This is a genomic window from Enterobacter sp. Tr-810, from assembly GCF_011752765.1.
Lineage (GTDB): Bacteria > Pseudomonadota > Gammaproteobacteria > Enterobacterales > Enterobacteriaceae > Enterobacter > Enterobacter soli.
In genome coordinates, this window is sequence record NZ_VWWW01000003.1 from 87441 (window position 1) to 104655 (window position 17215).

Below are 17215 nucleotides of genomic sequence, written 5' to 3' on the forward strand. Positions count from 1 at the left end.
TATCAGAATCGTGGTAATTTGCCCTAAGGAATTCTCCTGGAATGCCGATTTCTGCATCACATCACAGTTTTGTGACTTAAGTGAAATTGCGACGTGTTTAAGAATTCCCGCATCCCGCCACAGACCTGCCCGCGAAACTGTGAGAGGATGTCTTTTTTTCTACCGGAGTCCCCATGAAGCTCACTTCCAAACTACGCCGTGACTGGCATTATTATGCCTTTGCTATCGGTCTTATTTTTATTCTCAATGGCGTTGTGGGGCTGCTGGGATTTGACGCTAAGGGCTGGCAAACCTATGCCGTTGGCATGGTGACGTGGGTGATCAGTTTCTGGCTGGCGGGATTAATAATCCGCCGTCGACCTGAAGAGGCGACAGCGGATACAACGGACACGGTAAAGAAGGCCGATTAACCGTTTACTGAGCTTTTGAGGGCGCTGTCGGCAGCGTGACGCTCCAGCGCCAACTCGATCAGGCGGGTGATTAACTCTGGGTAGCTGATGCCGCTCGCCTGCCACAGTTTTGGATACATGCTGATGTTGGTAAAGCCAGGCAGCGTGTTAATCTCGTTAATCACTACCTCATTTTCTGGTGTCAGGAACACGTCGACACGCGCCATACCCGCACAGCCCAGAGCCTGATACGCTTCAACGGCGATCGCGCGGATCTTGTCGTTGATGGCCGGATCGATATCCGCTGGCACCACGACCTGCGCGCCTTTGTCATCGATGTATTTAGTGTCGTAAGAGTAGAAATCGCTGTTTAACACCACTTCGCCACAGGTACTCGCCTGCGGGAAATCATTGCCCAGTACCGCACATTCAATTTCACGGCCTTTGATGCCCTGCTCAACCACCACTTTATGATCGAACCCGAAAGCCAGGCGAACGGCTTCAGTGAACTGCGTTTCGCTGTTCACTTTGCTGACTCCAACAGAGGAGCCCTGATTGGCAGGTTTAACGAACAGCGGCAGGCCAAGCTGAGCACTGATGCTGGCGAAGCTGTGTTTGTCGCGGTTGGCGCGGGTGAGGGTAATAAATGGCGCAATGTTCAGCCCGGCATCGCGCAGCAGGCGTTTCGTGACGTCTTTGTCCATGCAGGCGGCGGAGCCCAGCACGTCAGAGCCGACAAACGGCAGGTTTGCCATGCGCAGCATCCCCTGCAAGGAACCATCTTCACCCAGGGTGCCGTGAACAATCGGGAAAATGACGTCGATTTGCGTCAGTGCCTGCGCATTGCCTGCGTCGATAAACTGCCCCTGCACGTTGCCCGGAACAGCGGCAACGCTGATTTCTGATGGATTAAGCGCGATATGTGCCGGATCGTCAGCATTTAACAGATATTGGTTGGCATCGTTTATATGCCACTGACCCTGTTTATCAATGCCCAGCAGTACAACCTCGAAGCGGTTTTTATCAATCGCATCGACAATATTTTTTGCCGATTGCAATGACACCTCGTGTTCTGCTGATTTTCCCCCAAAGACAATACCCACCCGCTGCTTAGCCATTTCACTCTCTTCCAGTCTGACGAAAAGCCTATAACATACCACGATGCCCTGCGGGTTTCCCGGCCTTCTGCCATAATGTTTGGGTGTGGTTTTTAAAGCATAAATCACCGCCTGCTAACGGATAATTTGTGACATATTTCACAAATATGATGACTGGGAAGATAAAACACCAAAGTCATCCTTGTCCGCATCTCTGGCGCTACGTGAATGCACGTAACTTGCTAATCTGTAGGCGAATTCGCCTAAAAATGAAGATTGCGTCTGTTATGGAATCCTGGAAAGTTAACCTTATATCGGTCTGGTTTGGCTGTTTTTTTACCGGACTTGCCATTAGCCAGATTTTACCGTTTTTACCCCTGTACGTTTCACAACTGGGTGTTTCCTCCCATGAAGCGCTTTCGATGTGGTCGGGTCTGGTGTTCAGCGTCACGTTTCTGGTTTCTGCCATTGTCTCGCCCATGTGGGGCAGCCTGGCAGACCGCAAAGGGCGCAAGCTGATGCTGCTGCGCGCATCGCTTGGGATGGCGGTGGCAATACTGCTCCAGGCTTTTGCCACAAACGTCTGGCAGCTGTTTGTGCTGCGAGCCTTAATGGGGCTGACATCCGGGTATATTCCCAATGCCATGGCGCTGGTGGCATCTCAGGTGCCACGTGAGCGTAGCGGTTGGGCGCTGAGCACCCTTTCAACTGCCCAGATAAGCGGTGTGATTGGCGGCCCGCTGATGGGCGGCTTCCTGGCCGATAACGTGGGATTGCGGGCGGTGTTCTTTATTACGGCAGCCCTGCTGGTAATAAGCTTCCTGGTCACTCTGTTTTTGATCAAAGAGGGTGGGCGACCGATTGTCAGCAAGTCGGAACGCCTGAGCGGGAAAGCCGTGTTTGCCACGTTACCCTATCCAGGCCTGATGATTAGCCTCTTCGTCACCACGATGGTCATTCAGCTTTGTAATGGCTCGGTCGGCCCGATCCTTGCGCTGTTTATCAAATCGATGGAGCCAGACAGCAACAACATTGCGTTTCTCAGCGGGATGATTGCCGCGGTGCCGGGCGTCTCGGCGCTGATTTCCGCACCGCGTCTGGGGAAACTGGGTGATCGGATTGGCACGGCGCGCATATTAATGGGCACGCTGATTTTTGCCGTTGTGCTGTTTTTTGCCATGTCATTTGTCACGTCGCCGCTCCAGCTCGGGGTGTTACGCTTCCTGCTGGGCTTTGCCGATGGCGCCATGTTGCCTGCGGTACAAACGCTGCTGGTGAAATATTCCAGCGATCAAGTTACGGGACGTATCTTTGGATATAACCAGTCATTTATGTATTTGGGGAATGTCGCCGGCCCGCTGATGGGGGCGTCTGTTTCGGCGATGGCGGGGTTCCGTTGGGTATTTGCCGCCACGGCCGTGGTTATCCTGGTGAATATCATCCAGCTGGCTTTTGCGCTTCGTCGTCGCCAGCAAATAGCGCAGGCAAAATCGTCGCGCTAATACGCCGCGATATACATTATATATTCTTATGGCAGTCGCATTTTTATATAACGAAATGCGACCTGCCTTTTTGTGATATTCCCGCTTCGTCTTGATGGGTTTTAATAATAGAAAAACGTTTCGCTGATAAGTTATGTCATTTATTTTGGCTATAAAATCAATTTTGCATAAGATAATACTCAACACCGCTTTGCATTATTGGTCCGGAATGATAAGTTCAGAAAAAATGACATAAGGAAATAGCACAATGAAAAATCTCATTGCTGAGTTGCTGGTCAAGCTTGCACAAAAGGAAGAAGAGTCCAAAGAACTGGTCGCTCAGGTTGAAGCGCTGGAAATTGTAGTCACTGCGCTGCTAAGACAGATGGCGCAAAACGATCAGCAGGCCCTGATTAACAGCGTTGAAGTGGCGCTGGAGAATGCCCGGCCTGACCCACTGGTCCCGGTACAGGATGCGCAATTGCTTCAGCAATACGTAAAGAAGCTATTAAGGCATCCACGCAGTTAAACCGTCATCAAACCTGACGGCGTGTCATAGAAATGTCATGCAGGATGCCTATAGTCGCTCTGTTTTATTTTTTATGTATTTGTACATGGAGAAAATAAATTGAAACAGAGCGCACTTTTCATTGCATTAATACCCCTGTTATTTACCCCTGTTATTCATGCTGAAACCACGAGTACCAGCGTACTGGATAATCGCGCCGCTCAGGGCGATATCACCCAGCCTGGTGGCGCTCGTCGTCTGTCAGAAGACCAGACCGCGGCCATTCGTGCTTCACTGAATGAGAAGCCGGCCAAAAATATAATTCTGCTGATTGGCGACGGTATGGGTGATTCTGAAATTACCGCTGCGCGAAATTATGCTGAAGGTGCGGGTGGCTTCTTCAAGGGTATTGATGCCTTACCCTTGACCGGGCAATACACCCATTACGCACTGAATAAAAAAACTGGTAAACCGGATTACGTTACGGACTCTGCTGCCTCGGCAACAGCATGGTCAACCGGTGTGAAAACCTATAACGGTGCGCTGGGTGTGGATATCCACGAAAAAGATCATCAAACCATTCTGGAAATGGCAAAAGCGGCGGGGCTGGCAACCGGTAACGTCTCAACTGCTGAACTCCAGGATGCTACCCCGGCAGCGCTGGTGTCACATGTTACCTCGCGTAAATGCTACGGCCCGTCTGTGACCAGCGAAAAATGCCCGACTAACGCGCTGGAAAAAGGCGGAAAAGGTTCGATTACCGAACAGCTGCTGAACGCCCGTGCGGATGTGACGCTGGGTGGCGGGGCAAAAACCTTCGCTGAAACGGCAACTGCGGGCGACTGGCAGGGCAAAACGCTGCGTGAACAGGCGCAAGCCCGTGGTTACCAGTTGGTAAGCGATGCGGCCTCTCTGGCGGCTATCACTCAGGCAAATCAGGATAAACCGCTGCTGGGTCTGTTCTCGGATGGCAACATGCCGGTACGCTGGGAAGGCCCGAAGGCCTCTTACCACGGCAACATCGACAAACCTGCGGTGACCTGTATGCCGAATCCTAAACGCGACGACAGCATCCCGACGCTTGCGGCCATGACGGATAAAGCCATTTCCCTGCTGAGCAAAAGTGAAAAAGGCTTCTTCTTGCAGGTAGAAGGTGCATCAATCGATAAGCAAGATCATGCGGCGAATCCGTGTGGTCAGATTGGCGAAACGGTTGATCTGGACGAAGCGGTACAGAAGGCGCTGGAATTTGCGAAAAAAGACGGCAATACCCTGGTGGTAGTGACGGCTGACCATGCGCACGCCAGCCAGATTATTCCGCCAGAAACCAAAGCACCTGGTCTGACTCAGGCGCTGAACACCAAAGATGGCGCGGTGATGGTGATGAGCTACGGCAACTCTGAAGAAGAGTCGATGGAACATACCGGCACGCAGCTGCGTATTGCCGCGTACGGGCCACATGCGGCAAACGTGGTAGGGCTGACGGATCAAACCGATCTGTTCTACACCATGAAAGCAGCACTCGGTCTGAAATAACAGACACACCCGGCAGAAAACACCTCTGCCGGGTGGTTTTTTTCCCACCACGAACCAGACTTACTGTGAATGTTCACAAAAGGATGGTGCAATGAAAATAACATTTCTGGTTACCCTGCTCTCTGGTGTGTTCCTGATGGCTTCGGCGAACGCGGCAGAAAAAACCTTAACTCCTCAACAGCAGCGCATGACGACCTGTAACCAACAGGCGACGGCGCAGACTCTCAAAGGTGATGCGCGTAAGACGTATATGAGTGATTGCCTCAAAAATGGTGCATCAAAGCCACAGGAAAAAAGTCTGACGCCACAACAGCAGAGAATGCGCGAGTGCAACGTCCAGGCAACCGAGCAATCGCTTAAGGGCGACGATCGTAATAAATTCATGAGCGGCTGTCTGAAGAAAAAAGCCTAGTTCTTACGGGTGAGTTGCCGTTACGGCTCACCCGAAAATTCATACTTCCCCCGGAATACCCCTCTCTATAATTTGGGAAAATGTTTCAGAATATTCCCAAAAATGATGAATGACGAAAATTTTTACAATAACGAAAACATTCGGGAAGAGTGGCATCAAAACCTTTCTCAGGATGACCCTCACAGCTCCGGCATCCAGTTTGCCCGGCGGGTAAGACTGGCGCGCATGGTGGGGCTGGGGGCGATGTTTTTCCCCATCTCGGGCGTTCTGGTAACCCATTCTCTTTCTGGCGGCTGGTGGCTACTGCTGGTTGGCTGGGCCTTTGTCTGGCCGCATCTTGCCTGGCAAATAGCCTGCCGTTCCCCCGACCCGTTTAACCGTGAAATGTATAACCTGAAGGTCGATGCCATCATCGCAGGGGTATGGATTGGCCTGATGGGCGTGAACGCATTGCCCACGGCGGCGTTGGTCATGATGATCGGAATGAACATGATGGGCTCTGGCGGCTGCCGCTTGTTCCTTGCGGGGGTGGCAATGACCGTATTGACGGCGCTGGCCACACTGGAAGTCACCGGTCTTGTGATCACCTTTGCCCCTCAGCCACTGGAATGGTGGCTGACGCTCCCCATTTTGGTGCTTTATCCCATGCTTTTTGCCTGGGTCAGCCATCGCACGGCAATCCGGCTCGCCGAACATAAGAGGCGACTGGAGCTGATGAGTACCCGTGATGGCATGACCGGCGTGTTTAACCGTCGCCACTGGGAAACGCTGCTGCGTAACGAATTTGAACATTGCCGTCGAAGCCAGCGCACCGCGACAATCTTGCTCATCGATATCGATCACTTTAAGAGCGTTAATGACACCTGGGGGCATGATGTGGGGGATGAGGCAATTATCGCTATCACACGTCAGCTGCAATTGACGCTGCGCGCGGGTGATTATATCGGCCGTTTTGGCGGCGATGAGTTCGCGGTGATTATGTCGGGTACAACGTCTGAGAGCGCCATTGCGGCCATGTCCCGGGTGCATGAGCGTCTGACCAAATTATCATTACGCGGCGCGCCTGCCGCACGGTTGCGAATCAGCGTCGGGGTCGCGCCCTGGGGGCCGCAGTTTGGGCACTATCGTGAATGGCTGAAAGCGGCGGACGTCGCCTTGTATAAAGCGAAAAATGCCGGACGCGGGCGCACTGAAGTGGCGGCCTGACGCCCGGCAAGCTGGATCAGGACTTACTGAGTTTCTCTGATTTTTCCATGCATTTTGCCATCGCTTCGATGACGGCAGCACGGAACCCGCGCTCTTCGAGCACACGCACAGCTTCAATCGTTGTGCCGCCAGGTGAGCACACCATATCTTTCAGCTCACCCGGATGTTTCCCTGTTTCGAGTACCATTTTGGCTGAGCCCATTACGGCCTGAGCGGCAAATTTGTAAGCCTGAGCGCGCGGCATCCCGCCCAGCACGGCTGCATCTGCCATCGCTTCGATAAACATAAAGACGTACGCAGGCGCAGAACCACTTACACCCACAACCGGGTGGATCATCGCCTCGGAAATCACTTCTGCTTCACCGAAGCAGCGGAAAATATTCAGCACATCAGCGGTATCTTCCGTGGTGACCAGGGCGTTCGGGGTGACCGATGTCATACCGGCGTTAACCAGCGATGGGGTATTTGGCATGGCGCGTACAATTTTACGGTCGTGACCCAGGGCACGGGCCAGCTGGTCCAGAGTGACGCCCGCGGCAATCGACACCACCAGGGTATCTTTATTCAGGCTGGAGGTGATCTCGCTCAGGACTTTGATCATGATGTTTGGCTTAACGGCGCCAAAGACGATATCAGCCACCTGGGCGACTTCCTGCGCGCTTTCAGCGGCATTGATGCCGTACTCATCACGCAGAGCGGCGACTTTATCCGGTGATGGGGTATAGACCCAGATCTGCCCTGGCAACACCTGACCGCTGGCGATCAGACCGCCAAGGATCGCTTTGCCCATGTTGCCGCAGCCGATAAAACCGATTTTCTTCTCCATCATGCCTCTCCGTTCTTATGCGTTGTTGTTTATGATCGATAGCGTTGCGTTATAGCTTAACAACGAAAAGCAGGGGACAATAGTCGGCAATGTCATTATGAGGAGACAATATGGCGATTTGGGTTGATGCGGACGCCTGTCCGAACGTGATCAAAGAGATCTTATTCCGTGCCGCCGATCGCGTGCAGATGTCGTTAACGCTGGTGGCAAACCAAAATATTCGCGTGCCGCCGTCCCGGTTCATTCGCGCCATGCGCGTGCCTGCCGGGTTTGATGTGGCAGATAATGAGATTGTGCGTCTGTGCAGCCCGGGCGACCTGGTGATCACCGCGGATATCCCGCTGGCCGCTGAAGTGCTGGAGAAAGGCGCGGCGGCGCTCAATCCGCGTGGTGAACGCTACTCGCCGGCAACCATTCGGGAAAAGCTGACGATGCGCGATTTTATGGATACCCTGCGAGCCAGTGGCGTGCAGACCGGCGGGCCGGACAGTTTGTCCCAGCGCGACCGTCAGCAGTTTGCCGCGGAGCTGGATAAATGGCTGCTGGAAGTGAAGCGCCGCACCGCGTAATGATAACCATTGTCAATTTGTGGTACAGTGTGGCATCCACAGGGTTGTCATCACGTACCGCTTTGCAGTAAAGTTAACGCAACATCTTCTGCAATCATTTCTTTACAGTCTTCAGCCATCCGGCATCAAGGGGAACACCGTTTTATGACCCAACCCATCTTTTTAGTTGGCCCCCGTGGCTGTGGGAAATCCACCGTTGGTCTTGAACTGTCGCGCGTGTGCCACAGTCAGTTTGTCGATACCGATCACTGGCTACAGACTCATGCCGGACAAAGCATTGCGGAGATTGTCGAGCAGGAAGGCTGGGCCAGTTTTCGCGCACGCGAAACTGCAACGCTTGAAGCGGTGACGGCGCCTTCAACGGTGATTGCAACGGGAGGCGGCATTATTCTGGCGGAATATAATCGTCAGTTTATGCGCGAAAAAGGGATTGTGATTTATCTTTGCGCGCCCGTTTCTACTCTGGTTGGGCGCCTGGAGGCGTTTCCGGAAGAGGGGCAGCGTCCTACCCTGACCGGCAAACCGATAAGCGAAGAGGTGAGCGAAGTGCTGGCAGAACGCGACGCGTTATACCGCGAGACGGCGCATCATGTTGTCGATGCCTCTTTATCCCCTGAACAGGTTGTCAATTCAATCGTGACAGCGCTGCGTCTGGCGTGCGCCAGTTAGCGGGCGACTATACTTATAGTTCACTCCCCTGACTTACGGATGAACTATGCCAAACCGACCTCCTTATCCTCGTCTCGCACGCGTTGTTACCGTTGAAAAAGGTCATCCGGGGCATACCGTGACCTGGTTTCAACTGCGTGCCGATTACCCCAATGCAGATTCGTTAATCAGTGAACACGAGACGGAGCAAGAAGCGCTGGATGCCAAGCAGCGCTACGAAGATCCCGAAAAATCCTGAATAAAATCTCAAACTGCACATTACCGTGCCCGAATCACACTTTTCACTCATCGGAAATGTTAAGCAGAGGTTAAAGTTAAGTTATTACAGACGGATTCAGAATGGCCAGTAGATCTTTACATTTCAGCGTAAGGATCTGCTGCTACGCTTGGTGCTGTTTTGTTGAAAAAACGAACTGTGCAGCGAAGTGAGTCTGTACCTGTGTGGCAGCTGTGGTAGTAATGGAAGGCGAACAAAATGAAGGCGACGTTGGCGATCCTCACCATTGGTGTGGTGCCTGTAAGCGAAGTATTACCGCTCTTAACTGAGCATGTCTCTGAACAACAAATCACCCATCTTAGTCTGTTGGGTAAGATGAGTCGGGAAGAGGTCATGGAAGACTACGCTGTTGAAGAGGGAGAGGATCTCCTGCCGACGTTATTAAGTGACGGTAAACTGGCGAATGTGTCACGTCAGAAAATCGAGCGCTCGCTTCAGGGTGTCATCGAAGTGCTCGATAATCAGGGTTATGACGTTATTTTACTGATGAGTACGGCTCCGATTAAGGGGCTTGTCGCGCGTAATGCCATATTGCTGGAACCCATGCGGATTATTCCGCCGCTGGTGGCCTCGATTGTTGACGGCCATCAGGTGGGGGTGATTGTTCCCATTGAGGAGCTGCTGGAAAACCAGGAGGCGAAATGGAGCGCGCTTGAGCGAACGCCGTTGTATGCTCTGGCAAACCCCATCACGGATAGCGAGGCAAAACTTATCGCATCCGGGCAGGCGTTGCTTGATAAAGGGGCGGATGTCCTGATCCTGGACTGTCTCGGTTTTCATCAGCATCACCGGGATCTTCTGCAAAAAGCCCTTGATGTACCGGTGCTGTTATCTAACGTACTGATGGCGCGTCTGGCATCAGAGCTGCTGGCGTAATGATTTTGCGTGACAGGCTATGAGCATGGCCCCTATAGTGGATTTTTATCGATAAATATAAGGGCCAGTTCATGCTTCAAAGTAACGAATACTTTTCCGGTAAAGTGAAATCCATTGGTTTTACCAGCAGCAGCACTGGCCGCGCCAGTGTTGGCGTAATGGCTGAAGGGGAATATACCTTTGGCACGGCTGAAGCCGAAGAGATGACAGTGGTCAGCGGCGCGCTGAATGTATTACTGCCAGGTGAAACCGAGTGGAAAGTGTTTGCCGCAGGACAAGTATTCAACGTCCCTGGCCACAGCGAATTCCATTTGCAGGTTGCTGAGCCTACCTCTTATCTGTGCCGCTACCTGAAATGATTTTTTTCCCTCTCCCCTTTGGGGAGAGGGTTAGGGTGAGGGGAGATTACCTCTGCGCTTCTCCGCCGAGGCCTTCCACCAGACTCTGAATTAACGCTGCCAGCTCACCTGTCATCAGGATAAAGTCGGCGTCAAAACGCTGAGCGTAATCTTCCCGGTCGATATCTTCGTTCTGATCGCGCAGTTCATCGCAGAATTTCAGACGCTTCACGGAGCCGTCATCGCACATGACAAACTGAATGCGCTGCTGCCAGTCGAGCGCCAGCTTGGTCACCAGCTTGCCTGCTTCGATGTGGACCGCGATTTCATCGCATACCAGATCCTGTTTTTTCGCACGGATCACGCCGCCATCTTCGAGGATCGCTTTTAATTCTGCTTCATCAAGCAGCTGGAATCCCTGTGGCGCCGCGCCGCTACGCACCCATTCGGTCAGCGTCAGCTCGATCGGGTTTTCCATCGCCAGAGGAACCACCGGCAGGGAACCCAGACTCTTACGCAGCAGGGCCAGCGTATCTTCTGCTTTTTTGGCGCTGGCGCAGTCAACCATGATCAGCCCGTTTACGGTATCGATCCACATCATCGTCTGGCTAAAACGGCTAAACGCGCGCGGCAGCAGAGAGTGCAGCACTTCGTCCTTGAGTGAATCTTTTTCGGTTTTTTTCAGCTTGCGGCCCTGTTCGGCTTCCAGCTTGAAGATCTTCGCTTCGAGCGCCTGCTTCACCACCGGTGAGGGCAGGATCTTCTCTTCTTTACGCGCGCAGACAATGATTTGACCCGTGCTGCTGGCGTGGGTCAGCGCATCACTTTGTGAACCCATCGGAGGAACCCAACCGGTTTTTGCCATATCCTGGCTACCGCAAGGGGTGAAGGTGTAAGCGGCTAACTGTTTTTCCATCTCTTCAGCACGCAGCGAAACGTCGCGGCTAAGACGGTAAACCATCAAATTTTTGAACCACAGCATGATAATTTCCACGGCCTTGTCGTTAAATCAGCGGGCATGATAACGAATTGTCGCAGTGCTTGCATTGCTAATCGGGTTACCGGCTTCTACTCTGTTGATAATCAAAATAATGAGGAGTGTCTTGTGCGTATTGGGATTGATTTGGGCGGCACCAAAACCGAAGTCATCGCGCTGAGCGAGCAGGGGGAGCAATTGTTTCGCCACCGTCTGCCTACGCCACGTGATGACTATCACCAGACCATCGAGACGATCGCGCATCTGGTCGACATGGCAGAGCAGGCGACAGGGCAAATCGGTACCGTGGGAATGGGCATTCCCGGCTCGATTTCGCCGTACACCGGCGTGGTGAAAAACGCTAACTCCACCTGGCTCAACGGCCAGCCTTTTGATAAAGATTTGAGCGCGCGCCTTAACCGCGAAGTGCGTCTGGCGAATGATGCCAACTGCCTGGCGGTTTCGGAGGCCATCGATGGGGCGGCCGCAGGTGCGCAAACGGTGTTTGCGGTGATTATCGGAACAGGGTGTGGCGCAGGCGTGGCTTTTAATGGCCGTTCCCACATTGGCGGTAACGGTACGGCAGGCGAATGGGGGCATAATTCTCTGCCCTGGATGGACGAAGACGAGCTGAAATATCGCGCTGAAGTGCCTTGCTACTGCGGCAAACAAGGGTGCATTGAGACGTTTATCTCCGGCACCGGTTTTGCGAAGGACTACCATCGCCTCAGTGGGCAGCCGCTGAAGGGCAACGAGATCATGCGCCTGGTTGAGGAGCACGATCCTGTGGCGGAACTGGCCCTGAGTCGCTACGAAATGCGGCTGGCGAAGTCACTGGCGCATGTTGTGAATATTCTCGATCCCGATGTGATTGTCCTGGGGGGAGGAATGAGCAATGTTGATCGTCTGTATGCCACAGTTCCTGTCCTGGTGAAACAGTGGGTGTTCGGCGGCGAGTGTGAAACCCCGATCCGCAAAGCGGTGCACGGGGATTCCAGCGGTGTGCGCGGCGCCGCATGGTTGTGGCCGCAGTAAAAGCAAAACAGCAACGTACGTTGCTGTTTTTAGTGTTTGCACCCTCTCCCCCTGGGCTGAGGGATCACCAGTAATGTTTGTCTTTATTCAGCGATGACATTACGCCATTGAAATAAAAGACTACTAGCGGCTCCATGGTCCGGCTGAAAATCGCCGAAGCGTTTCCTGTAGGCCGGGGCGAGGCTCATGGATGCGCCGAGAGGGCGCGACTTGCATGGACGCTGCATCGCGCCCGACCCGAAAGCCGGAAGGAATAAGCTGAGGGTACCGCGAAGCGGCGATTTTCTTGCCGGGAGCCCGGGTCGCCAGGGTAGCGGCGGTGAGCTACCCTGGCACGTTCACGGGTATTGTAGTGACAGAGTAGCAAGGAACATAAAGTGAACGGAATGACCACCACAGCCGTATGTTCCTCCTCACCCCAACCCTCCCCCCAAAATGGAGAGGGAGCCGTCCGTGCTCGTATTTTTTGTGGGGATCCCTCAACCCACCAGGAGAGGGCCGGCGTGAGGGCACCAGACCGCACTGAATTACCCCACCATCACTCCACCGCAAATTCCTTATCCAGCTTGCTATACCCCAGTCCGTTAATCTTTTTCACCTTAATCTGCACCGGAATTCGCTCTTTCATCGCCTCAACGTGGCTAATCACACCGATGGTTTTTCCGGTCGCGTTCAGCGCATCGAGGGCATCCAGCGCCGTATCCAGCGTTTCACTATCCAGCGTGCCAAACCCTTCATCCAGGAACAGAGAGTCAATACGCGTTTTATGACTGACCAGGTCAGAAAGCGCCAGCGCCAGCGCAAGGCTGACCAGGAAACTCTCGCCACCTGAAAGGGTGCGGGTGTCACGCACCGCGTCAGCCTGCCAGGTATCAACCACTTCCAGTTCCAGCGCGTCGCTCACCTTACGCTGGAGCAAATAGCGGCCATGCAGGCGGTTAAGTTGCTGGTTGGCAAGCCAGACCAGATTATCCAGCGTCAGCCCCTGGGCAAATTTACGGAACTTGTCGCCGGTGCTGGAGCCAACCAGCGCGTTGAGATAACCCCAGTCTTCTGCAAGACGCGCGGCCTCATCGATTTGCTGCATCAACGCCTGCTGATGCAAACGGTTATCGCTGTCCTGCTTAAGCTGCTGGCGGATCTCACCCTGGTGGGTAGTATTGTCGCGTAGCCTCTGCGCCAGCTGTTGCAGTTGCGCCTGTAAGGTAGGGACATCGCAGTCAGCCCCCTCCGGGCGCAGTTGCAGGTGACCTTGCAACTGCTGATTCGCTTGCCCAAAGAGTGCTGTTGCCTGCTGATTCTGGTTTTCCAGCGTCTGTTTCAGTTGTTCAAGGCGAAGAAGCGTGTCGTTATCCAGAAGCGCGGCCAGGAATGCCTCCTGATCGGCAAAGGTACTTGCTGCCAGTGCGGCTGCAAACTGAGCCTGCGACTGCTGCATACGCTCACTTTCCAGCCCTTCCTGCTGCTGGAGCGTCGCAAGCTGGCTTTGCAGCGAGACACACTCATTGTGAATCTCGCGCCAATTATCCGGGATAATGGCTTCGGCCTCTGCGGTATCTGTCTCTGGCAGCGTATCGAGCAGTGGCGTCAGGGCGTTAATACGCTCCTGTATGGCGCTGTGTCGGGTTTGATTTTCCTGCCATACCGACAATTCGCTTTCGCGCTCTGCCAGCCAGGCAGCTTCAGCACCCTCTTCAGGTGCGGTCAGCGACAGCGCGCTCAGCATATTTTCCAGCGTCTGGCGGGTTGCAGACCACTGTTGCTGGTACTGCCGCTGCTGCTCTTCCTGCTCGTTGAGCTGGTTTTGCAGCGTCAGGCGCTGGCTCAGCTGATAAAGTTGGTGCTCGTAGTGTTCCTGCTCGTTCATCCATGGGGCGATATCATCCTGAATATTCAGATAAATATTCAGCGAGCTGCACACTTCTTGCCATTCGTTAGTAAGTGATTGCTCTTCCTGAGATAAGGTTAGCGCCTCAGCTGATTCGCGCTGGATCTGCTGGGTCAGGGCATTAACCTGCCCCAGAACCAGCAAGCCTTCCTCTTTCAGCGCCGCGACCTCTTTTGCCAGCTCGTCGCGGCGACGCTGGCTGGCACTGAGCTCCAGCGCCTGATATTCCGTCACCGCCGGGTGCGTTGTTGAACCGCACAGCGGGCAAGGGTGCCCGGCCTGCAACTGGGCGCGTTCGGCTTCCAGACTTTTGATTTTCTCTTCTTGTCTGCAAAGCTGTTCGACATCCAGATAGTGCTGGTTTTTCTCCTTGTATTGCTGCCTGCGCAGCGCGAGGGTGTCGTTGAGTTTCGCCTGGTCAGCCAGGGCTTTTTGCACGCTTTCGCCATACTGCGCCAGGCGTTTTTGCAGTGGCTGATAGCGTGCGTGGAGCGTCGTCAGGCGCTGGCGCGCGGTGCGCGACCGGCCTTGCTGCTCCATCGCCACCGCAACCTCTTCCGCCGTCAGCATCAGGCTGCTTACCGGCAAAACGGCCAGTTTTTGACGCAGTTCCGCAAGACGGGCGGTGAGTGCAACAACTTGATTTTTATCGCGGTTCAGTTGGGTGAAATGGGCGCGCCATCCGGCAATTTCCTGGCCCCACTGGCGGAAACGTTCATGTCCGGCAAGCCACTGTGCCAGCATCGTCAGGTCGGCTTGCAGTTGTTCGCGAGTACGTAGTGCGCCGTTGCGGATCCGCGCCCGCTGTGCGTTTCTTGCCTGTAAGCGAGTATTTACTTCAACAATCTGCTGCTGTGTTTGCGCGAGGCGAGCGGTCTGCTCGCGCTGGCTCTCCCAGAGCGGACGCAGCGCGGCGGCAGGCTGCGCCAGCTGAAGTTTTGCCAGATCTGGCCCTGCATCAGCCAGTGCCTGCTGCGCCTGCTGCTGCAAAGCCGTGGCGCGTTGTTGCTCGCGCAGCAGTTCGTCGTGACGCGTAAGCCACTGAAAGGTTTGCTGTTGACTCTGCTGTTGTGCCAGCAGGGTTTTCTCTTCGTCAGTAAGTACCTGCAAACTTTGCTGCAACTGCTGTTGCTGCTCTTCACTCAACAGCACCACGCCAGCGGCCTGGGCCTCGCACATCTCCAGGGCGCTGCGGGCCGTTTTGTGTTGTTCATATACTCGTGCTGAAATCTGGCCGTAGATCTCGGTGCCGGTGAGTTCTTCCAGTAGCTCGGCGCGATCGCCGGGTTTCGCATTAAGAAAGGCAGCAAATTGCCCCTGAGAGAGCAGCATCGAGCGGGTAAAACGATCGTAATCCAGGCCGGTCAGGGCAGCGGTTTGTTCAAGCTTGTCCGTTACTTTATCGGCAAGGATTTTACCGTCTTCGCAGCGCGCCAGCTCCACGCGCGGGGCCTGTAAGTTGCCGTCCGGCTGGTTACGCGCCCGGTTCTGGCTCCAGAAAGCGCGGTAAGCCGTGCCTTTGACTTCAAACTCCACTTCCGCCAGGCATTCGGCGGTATCGCGTGTCATCAGGTCATTTTGTGCCTGAGAAACTTTTTGCAGCCGTGGCGTTTCGTGGTACAGCGCAAGGCAAATGGCATCCAGCAGCGTGGTTTTACCTGCTCCGGTAGCGCCGGTAATGGCAAATAAACCGTTGCTGGCGAAAGGCTCAGCGGTAAAGTCGATTTTCCACTCACCCTTGAGTGAGTTGAGGTTTTTCAGACGCAGGCTCAGGATTTTCATGCGTTCTCTTCCTCGTCATTCAGTGCGTGCAGCGTATGGGTGAACAGCTCGTTCAGCCGGGCGCGTTTTGCCTCGTCCATCTCTTCCTGGGCCAGTCGGCGTTCAAAAACCTCTTCGACCTTCAGCTCGCTGAGCGTTTCGCGCTGAGCGCTCAACAGGATTTTCTCGCGCTGTTCACGGCTGCGGCGCACCAGCAGCACCTCGACGGGCAAATCGTCCGTTAAGGCCTGAATTTTACGCTGCATATCATGCAGATATTCATCGGTGGTGATTTCGATATCCAGCCAGACCGGCGGTTCTTGTGCGACGCCGCGCCACTGCTCAAGCTGGGTGGTAATGGCCGTCAGGTCGCCTTTGAGCACCGCGAGCGGCTGGGTGACCGGGACGTCCAGCGTATCGACGGCGCTGAGTTTGCCAGCGGTAAACGTCACCAGATGCACGGATTTGGCTTTGCCCGTCTCGTCAAAACTCAGGGAAATCGGGGAGCCGCAATAGCGAATATGTTCGCTGCCGCCAATCATTTGCGCACGGTGAATATGCCCCAGTGCGATGTAATCCGCTGGCGGGAAGTTTTGCGCCGGGAAAGCATCAAGCGTGCCGATATAAATGTCACGTACCGCGTCACTTTTGCTCGCCCCGACGGTGGTCAGATGCCCGGTGGCAATCACGGGAATTGCCTGTTCACCGCGAAGGGCGCAGGCTTCTTCATACTGCTGGTGGTAGTAGTCGGTGATGCTCTGCAACAGGTGCTGCTGCTTCTCACCGCCGGAAAGCCCGGCCTGACTCTGAACGATATCTCGCGGACGTAAAAACGGCACCGGGCAAAGCACCGCTCCTGGCGTTCCGTCGCGCTTTTTCAGGATCTGCGGAGCGTGCCCGGCGCTGGCAACAACCGTCGTATTGAGGAACGCGAGGATGTCGCGGGATTCATTCAGCGTTGCCACGGAGTCGTGGTTACCTGCAACAATCACCAGATGACAACCGGTTTGCTGTAAGTTAACGACAAAACGGTTATACAGCTCACGCGCATAGCTTGGCGGCTGCCCGGTATCAAAAATATCACCGGCAACGATGATGGCATCAACCTGATGCGCCTGAGCCGTTTCCAGCAGCCAGTTCAGGAAGGCTTCATGTTCTGCGGCGCGGCTTTTGCTGTAAAAATTTTGACCCAGATGCCAGTCCGAGGTGTGAAGTATGCGCATAACGGTTCCGTGGCAAAAAAAAGAAGATAGGATTATAAACTTTCAGAGAACGGAAAATAACCGCTGTAATAAAACAACAGTTTGCCATTTATAGTGGTAATGTTTTTCATAAATCTGTCATAAATCTGACGCATAATGACGCCGCATT

The 17215-nt window shown here is 54.2% G+C and carries 17 protein-coding genes; 12 read left to right on the forward strand and 5 right to left on the reverse strand.

The genetic code is table 11. From position 1 onward, the window contains the following. Positions 1-173 precede the first annotated feature (173 nt). Positions 174-410: a DUF2754 domain-containing protein gene (locus F3J30_RS10510; RefSeq protein ID WP_014069072.1), complete on the forward strand. Its 237-nt coding sequence runs from the start codon at positions 174-176 to the stop codon at positions 408-410. Here the strand turns inward: F3J30_RS10510 and ddlA are convergent. After that, on the reverse strand, positions 407-1507 hold the full coding sequence (gene ddlA / locus F3J30_RS10515; protein WP_166717214.1) for a D-alanine--D-alanine ligase: 1101 nt from the start codon (positions 1505-1507) through the stop codon (positions 407-409). The genes F3J30_RS10510 and ddlA overlap by 4 nt on opposite strands. 266 nt (positions 1508-1773) lie before the next feature. Here ddlA and F3J30_RS10520 point away from each other — a divergent pair, with 266 nt between their 5' ends. From F3J30_RS10520 to adrA, 5 genes are all read left to right on the forward strand, one after another. After that, entirely contained in the window at positions 1774-2988 is a 1215-nt protein-coding gene (locus F3J30_RS10520) for a multidrug efflux MFS transporter (RefSeq protein ID WP_041162001.1), read from the forward strand. A gap of 247 nt (positions 2989-3235) precedes the next feature. Next, on the forward strand, positions 3236-3496 hold the full coding sequence (gene iraP / locus F3J30_RS10525; protein ID WP_166717215.1) for an anti-adapter protein IraP: 261 nt from the start codon (positions 3236-3238) through the stop codon (positions 3494-3496). 99 nt (positions 3497-3595) lie between these two features. After that, the gene (phoA, locus tag F3J30_RS10530) at positions 3596-5011 is read left to right on the forward strand and encodes an alkaline phosphatase (RefSeq protein WP_166717216.1); all 1416 of its coding nucleotides are present in this window, start codon (positions 3596-3598) and stop codon (positions 5009-5011) included. A gap of 91 nt (positions 5012-5102) precedes the next feature. Then, complete coding sequence (gene psiF / locus F3J30_RS10535) at positions 5103-5423, forward strand: phosphate starvation-inducible protein PsiF (RefSeq protein ID WP_014069077.1); 321 nt, start codon at positions 5103-5105, stop codon at positions 5421-5423. A gap of 102 nt (positions 5424-5525) precedes the next feature. Continuing rightward, entirely contained in the window at positions 5526-6629 is a 1104-nt protein-coding gene (gene adrA / locus F3J30_RS10540) for a diguanylate cyclase AdrA (RefSeq protein WP_166717217.1), read from the forward strand. Positions 6630-6645: 16 nt separating this feature from the next. Here adrA and proC read toward each other — a convergent pair whose 3' ends face one another. Then, complete coding sequence (proC, locus tag F3J30_RS10545) at positions 6646-7455, reverse strand: pyrroline-5-carboxylate reductase (RefSeq protein ID WP_014069079.1); 810 nt, start codon at positions 7453-7455, stop codon at positions 6646-6648. 110 nt (positions 7456-7565) lie between these two features. Between proC and F3J30_RS10550 the strand changes: the two genes are divergently transcribed. From F3J30_RS10550 to ppnP, 5 genes are all read left to right on the forward strand, one after another. Then, positions 7566-8024, forward strand: a complete 459-nt coding sequence (locus F3J30_RS10550) for a YaiI/YqxD family protein (RefSeq protein ID WP_014069080.1) — start codon at positions 7566-7568, stop codon at positions 8022-8024. Between the two features lie 144 nt (positions 8025-8168). Beyond that, positions 8169-8693: a shikimate kinase AroL gene (aroL, locus tag F3J30_RS10555; protein WP_014069081.1), complete on the forward strand. Its 525-nt coding sequence runs from the start codon at positions 8169-8171 to the stop codon at positions 8691-8693. Positions 8694-8739: 46 nt separating this feature from the next. Continuing rightward, positions 8740-8931: a YaiA family protein gene (locus F3J30_RS10560; RefSeq protein WP_014069082.1), complete on the forward strand. Its 192-nt coding sequence runs from the start codon at positions 8740-8742 to the stop codon at positions 8929-8931. 237 nt (positions 8932-9168) lie between these two features. Beyond that, positions 9169-9846: an AroM family protein gene (locus F3J30_RS10565; protein ID WP_014069083.1), complete on the forward strand. Its 678-nt coding sequence runs from the start codon at positions 9169-9171 to the stop codon at positions 9844-9846. 71 nt (positions 9847-9917) lie between these two features. Then, positions 9918-10205 carry a pyrimidine/purine nucleoside phosphorylase gene (gene ppnP / locus F3J30_RS10570; protein WP_006176849.1) on the forward strand — a complete coding sequence of 96 codons (288 nt, stop codon included), beginning with the start codon at positions 9918-9920 and terminating at the stop codon, positions 10203-10205. Positions 10206-10251: 46 nt separating this feature from the next. Here ppnP and rdgC read toward each other — a convergent pair whose 3' ends face one another. Beyond that, on the reverse strand, positions 10252-11166 hold the full coding sequence (rdgC, locus tag F3J30_RS10575; RefSeq protein ID WP_014069084.1) for a recombination-associated protein RdgC: 915 nt from the start codon (positions 11164-11166) through the stop codon (positions 10252-10254). Between the two features lie 123 nt (positions 11167-11289). Between rdgC and mak the strand changes: the two genes are divergently transcribed. Continuing rightward, the gene (gene mak / locus F3J30_RS10580; protein WP_166717218.1) at positions 11290-12195 is read left to right on the forward strand and encodes a fructokinase; all 906 of its coding nucleotides are present in this window, start codon (positions 11290-11292) and stop codon (positions 12193-12195) included. A 538-nt stretch (positions 12196-12733) separates the two neighbouring features. Here mak and sbcC read toward each other — a convergent pair. Then, positions 12734-15865, reverse strand: coding sequence for an exonuclease subunit SbcC (gene sbcC / locus F3J30_RS10585; protein ID WP_166717219.1), 3132 nt, complete (start codon positions 15863-15865; stop codon positions 12734-12736). After that, positions 15862-17067 carry an exonuclease subunit SbcD gene (gene sbcD / locus F3J30_RS10590; protein WP_166717220.1) on the reverse strand — a complete coding sequence of 402 codons (1206 nt, stop codon included), beginning with the start codon at positions 17065-17067 and terminating at the stop codon, positions 15862-15864. Before sbcD ends, sbcC begins: the two co-directional genes overlap by 4 nt. Positions 17068-17215 lie beyond the last annotated feature (148 nt).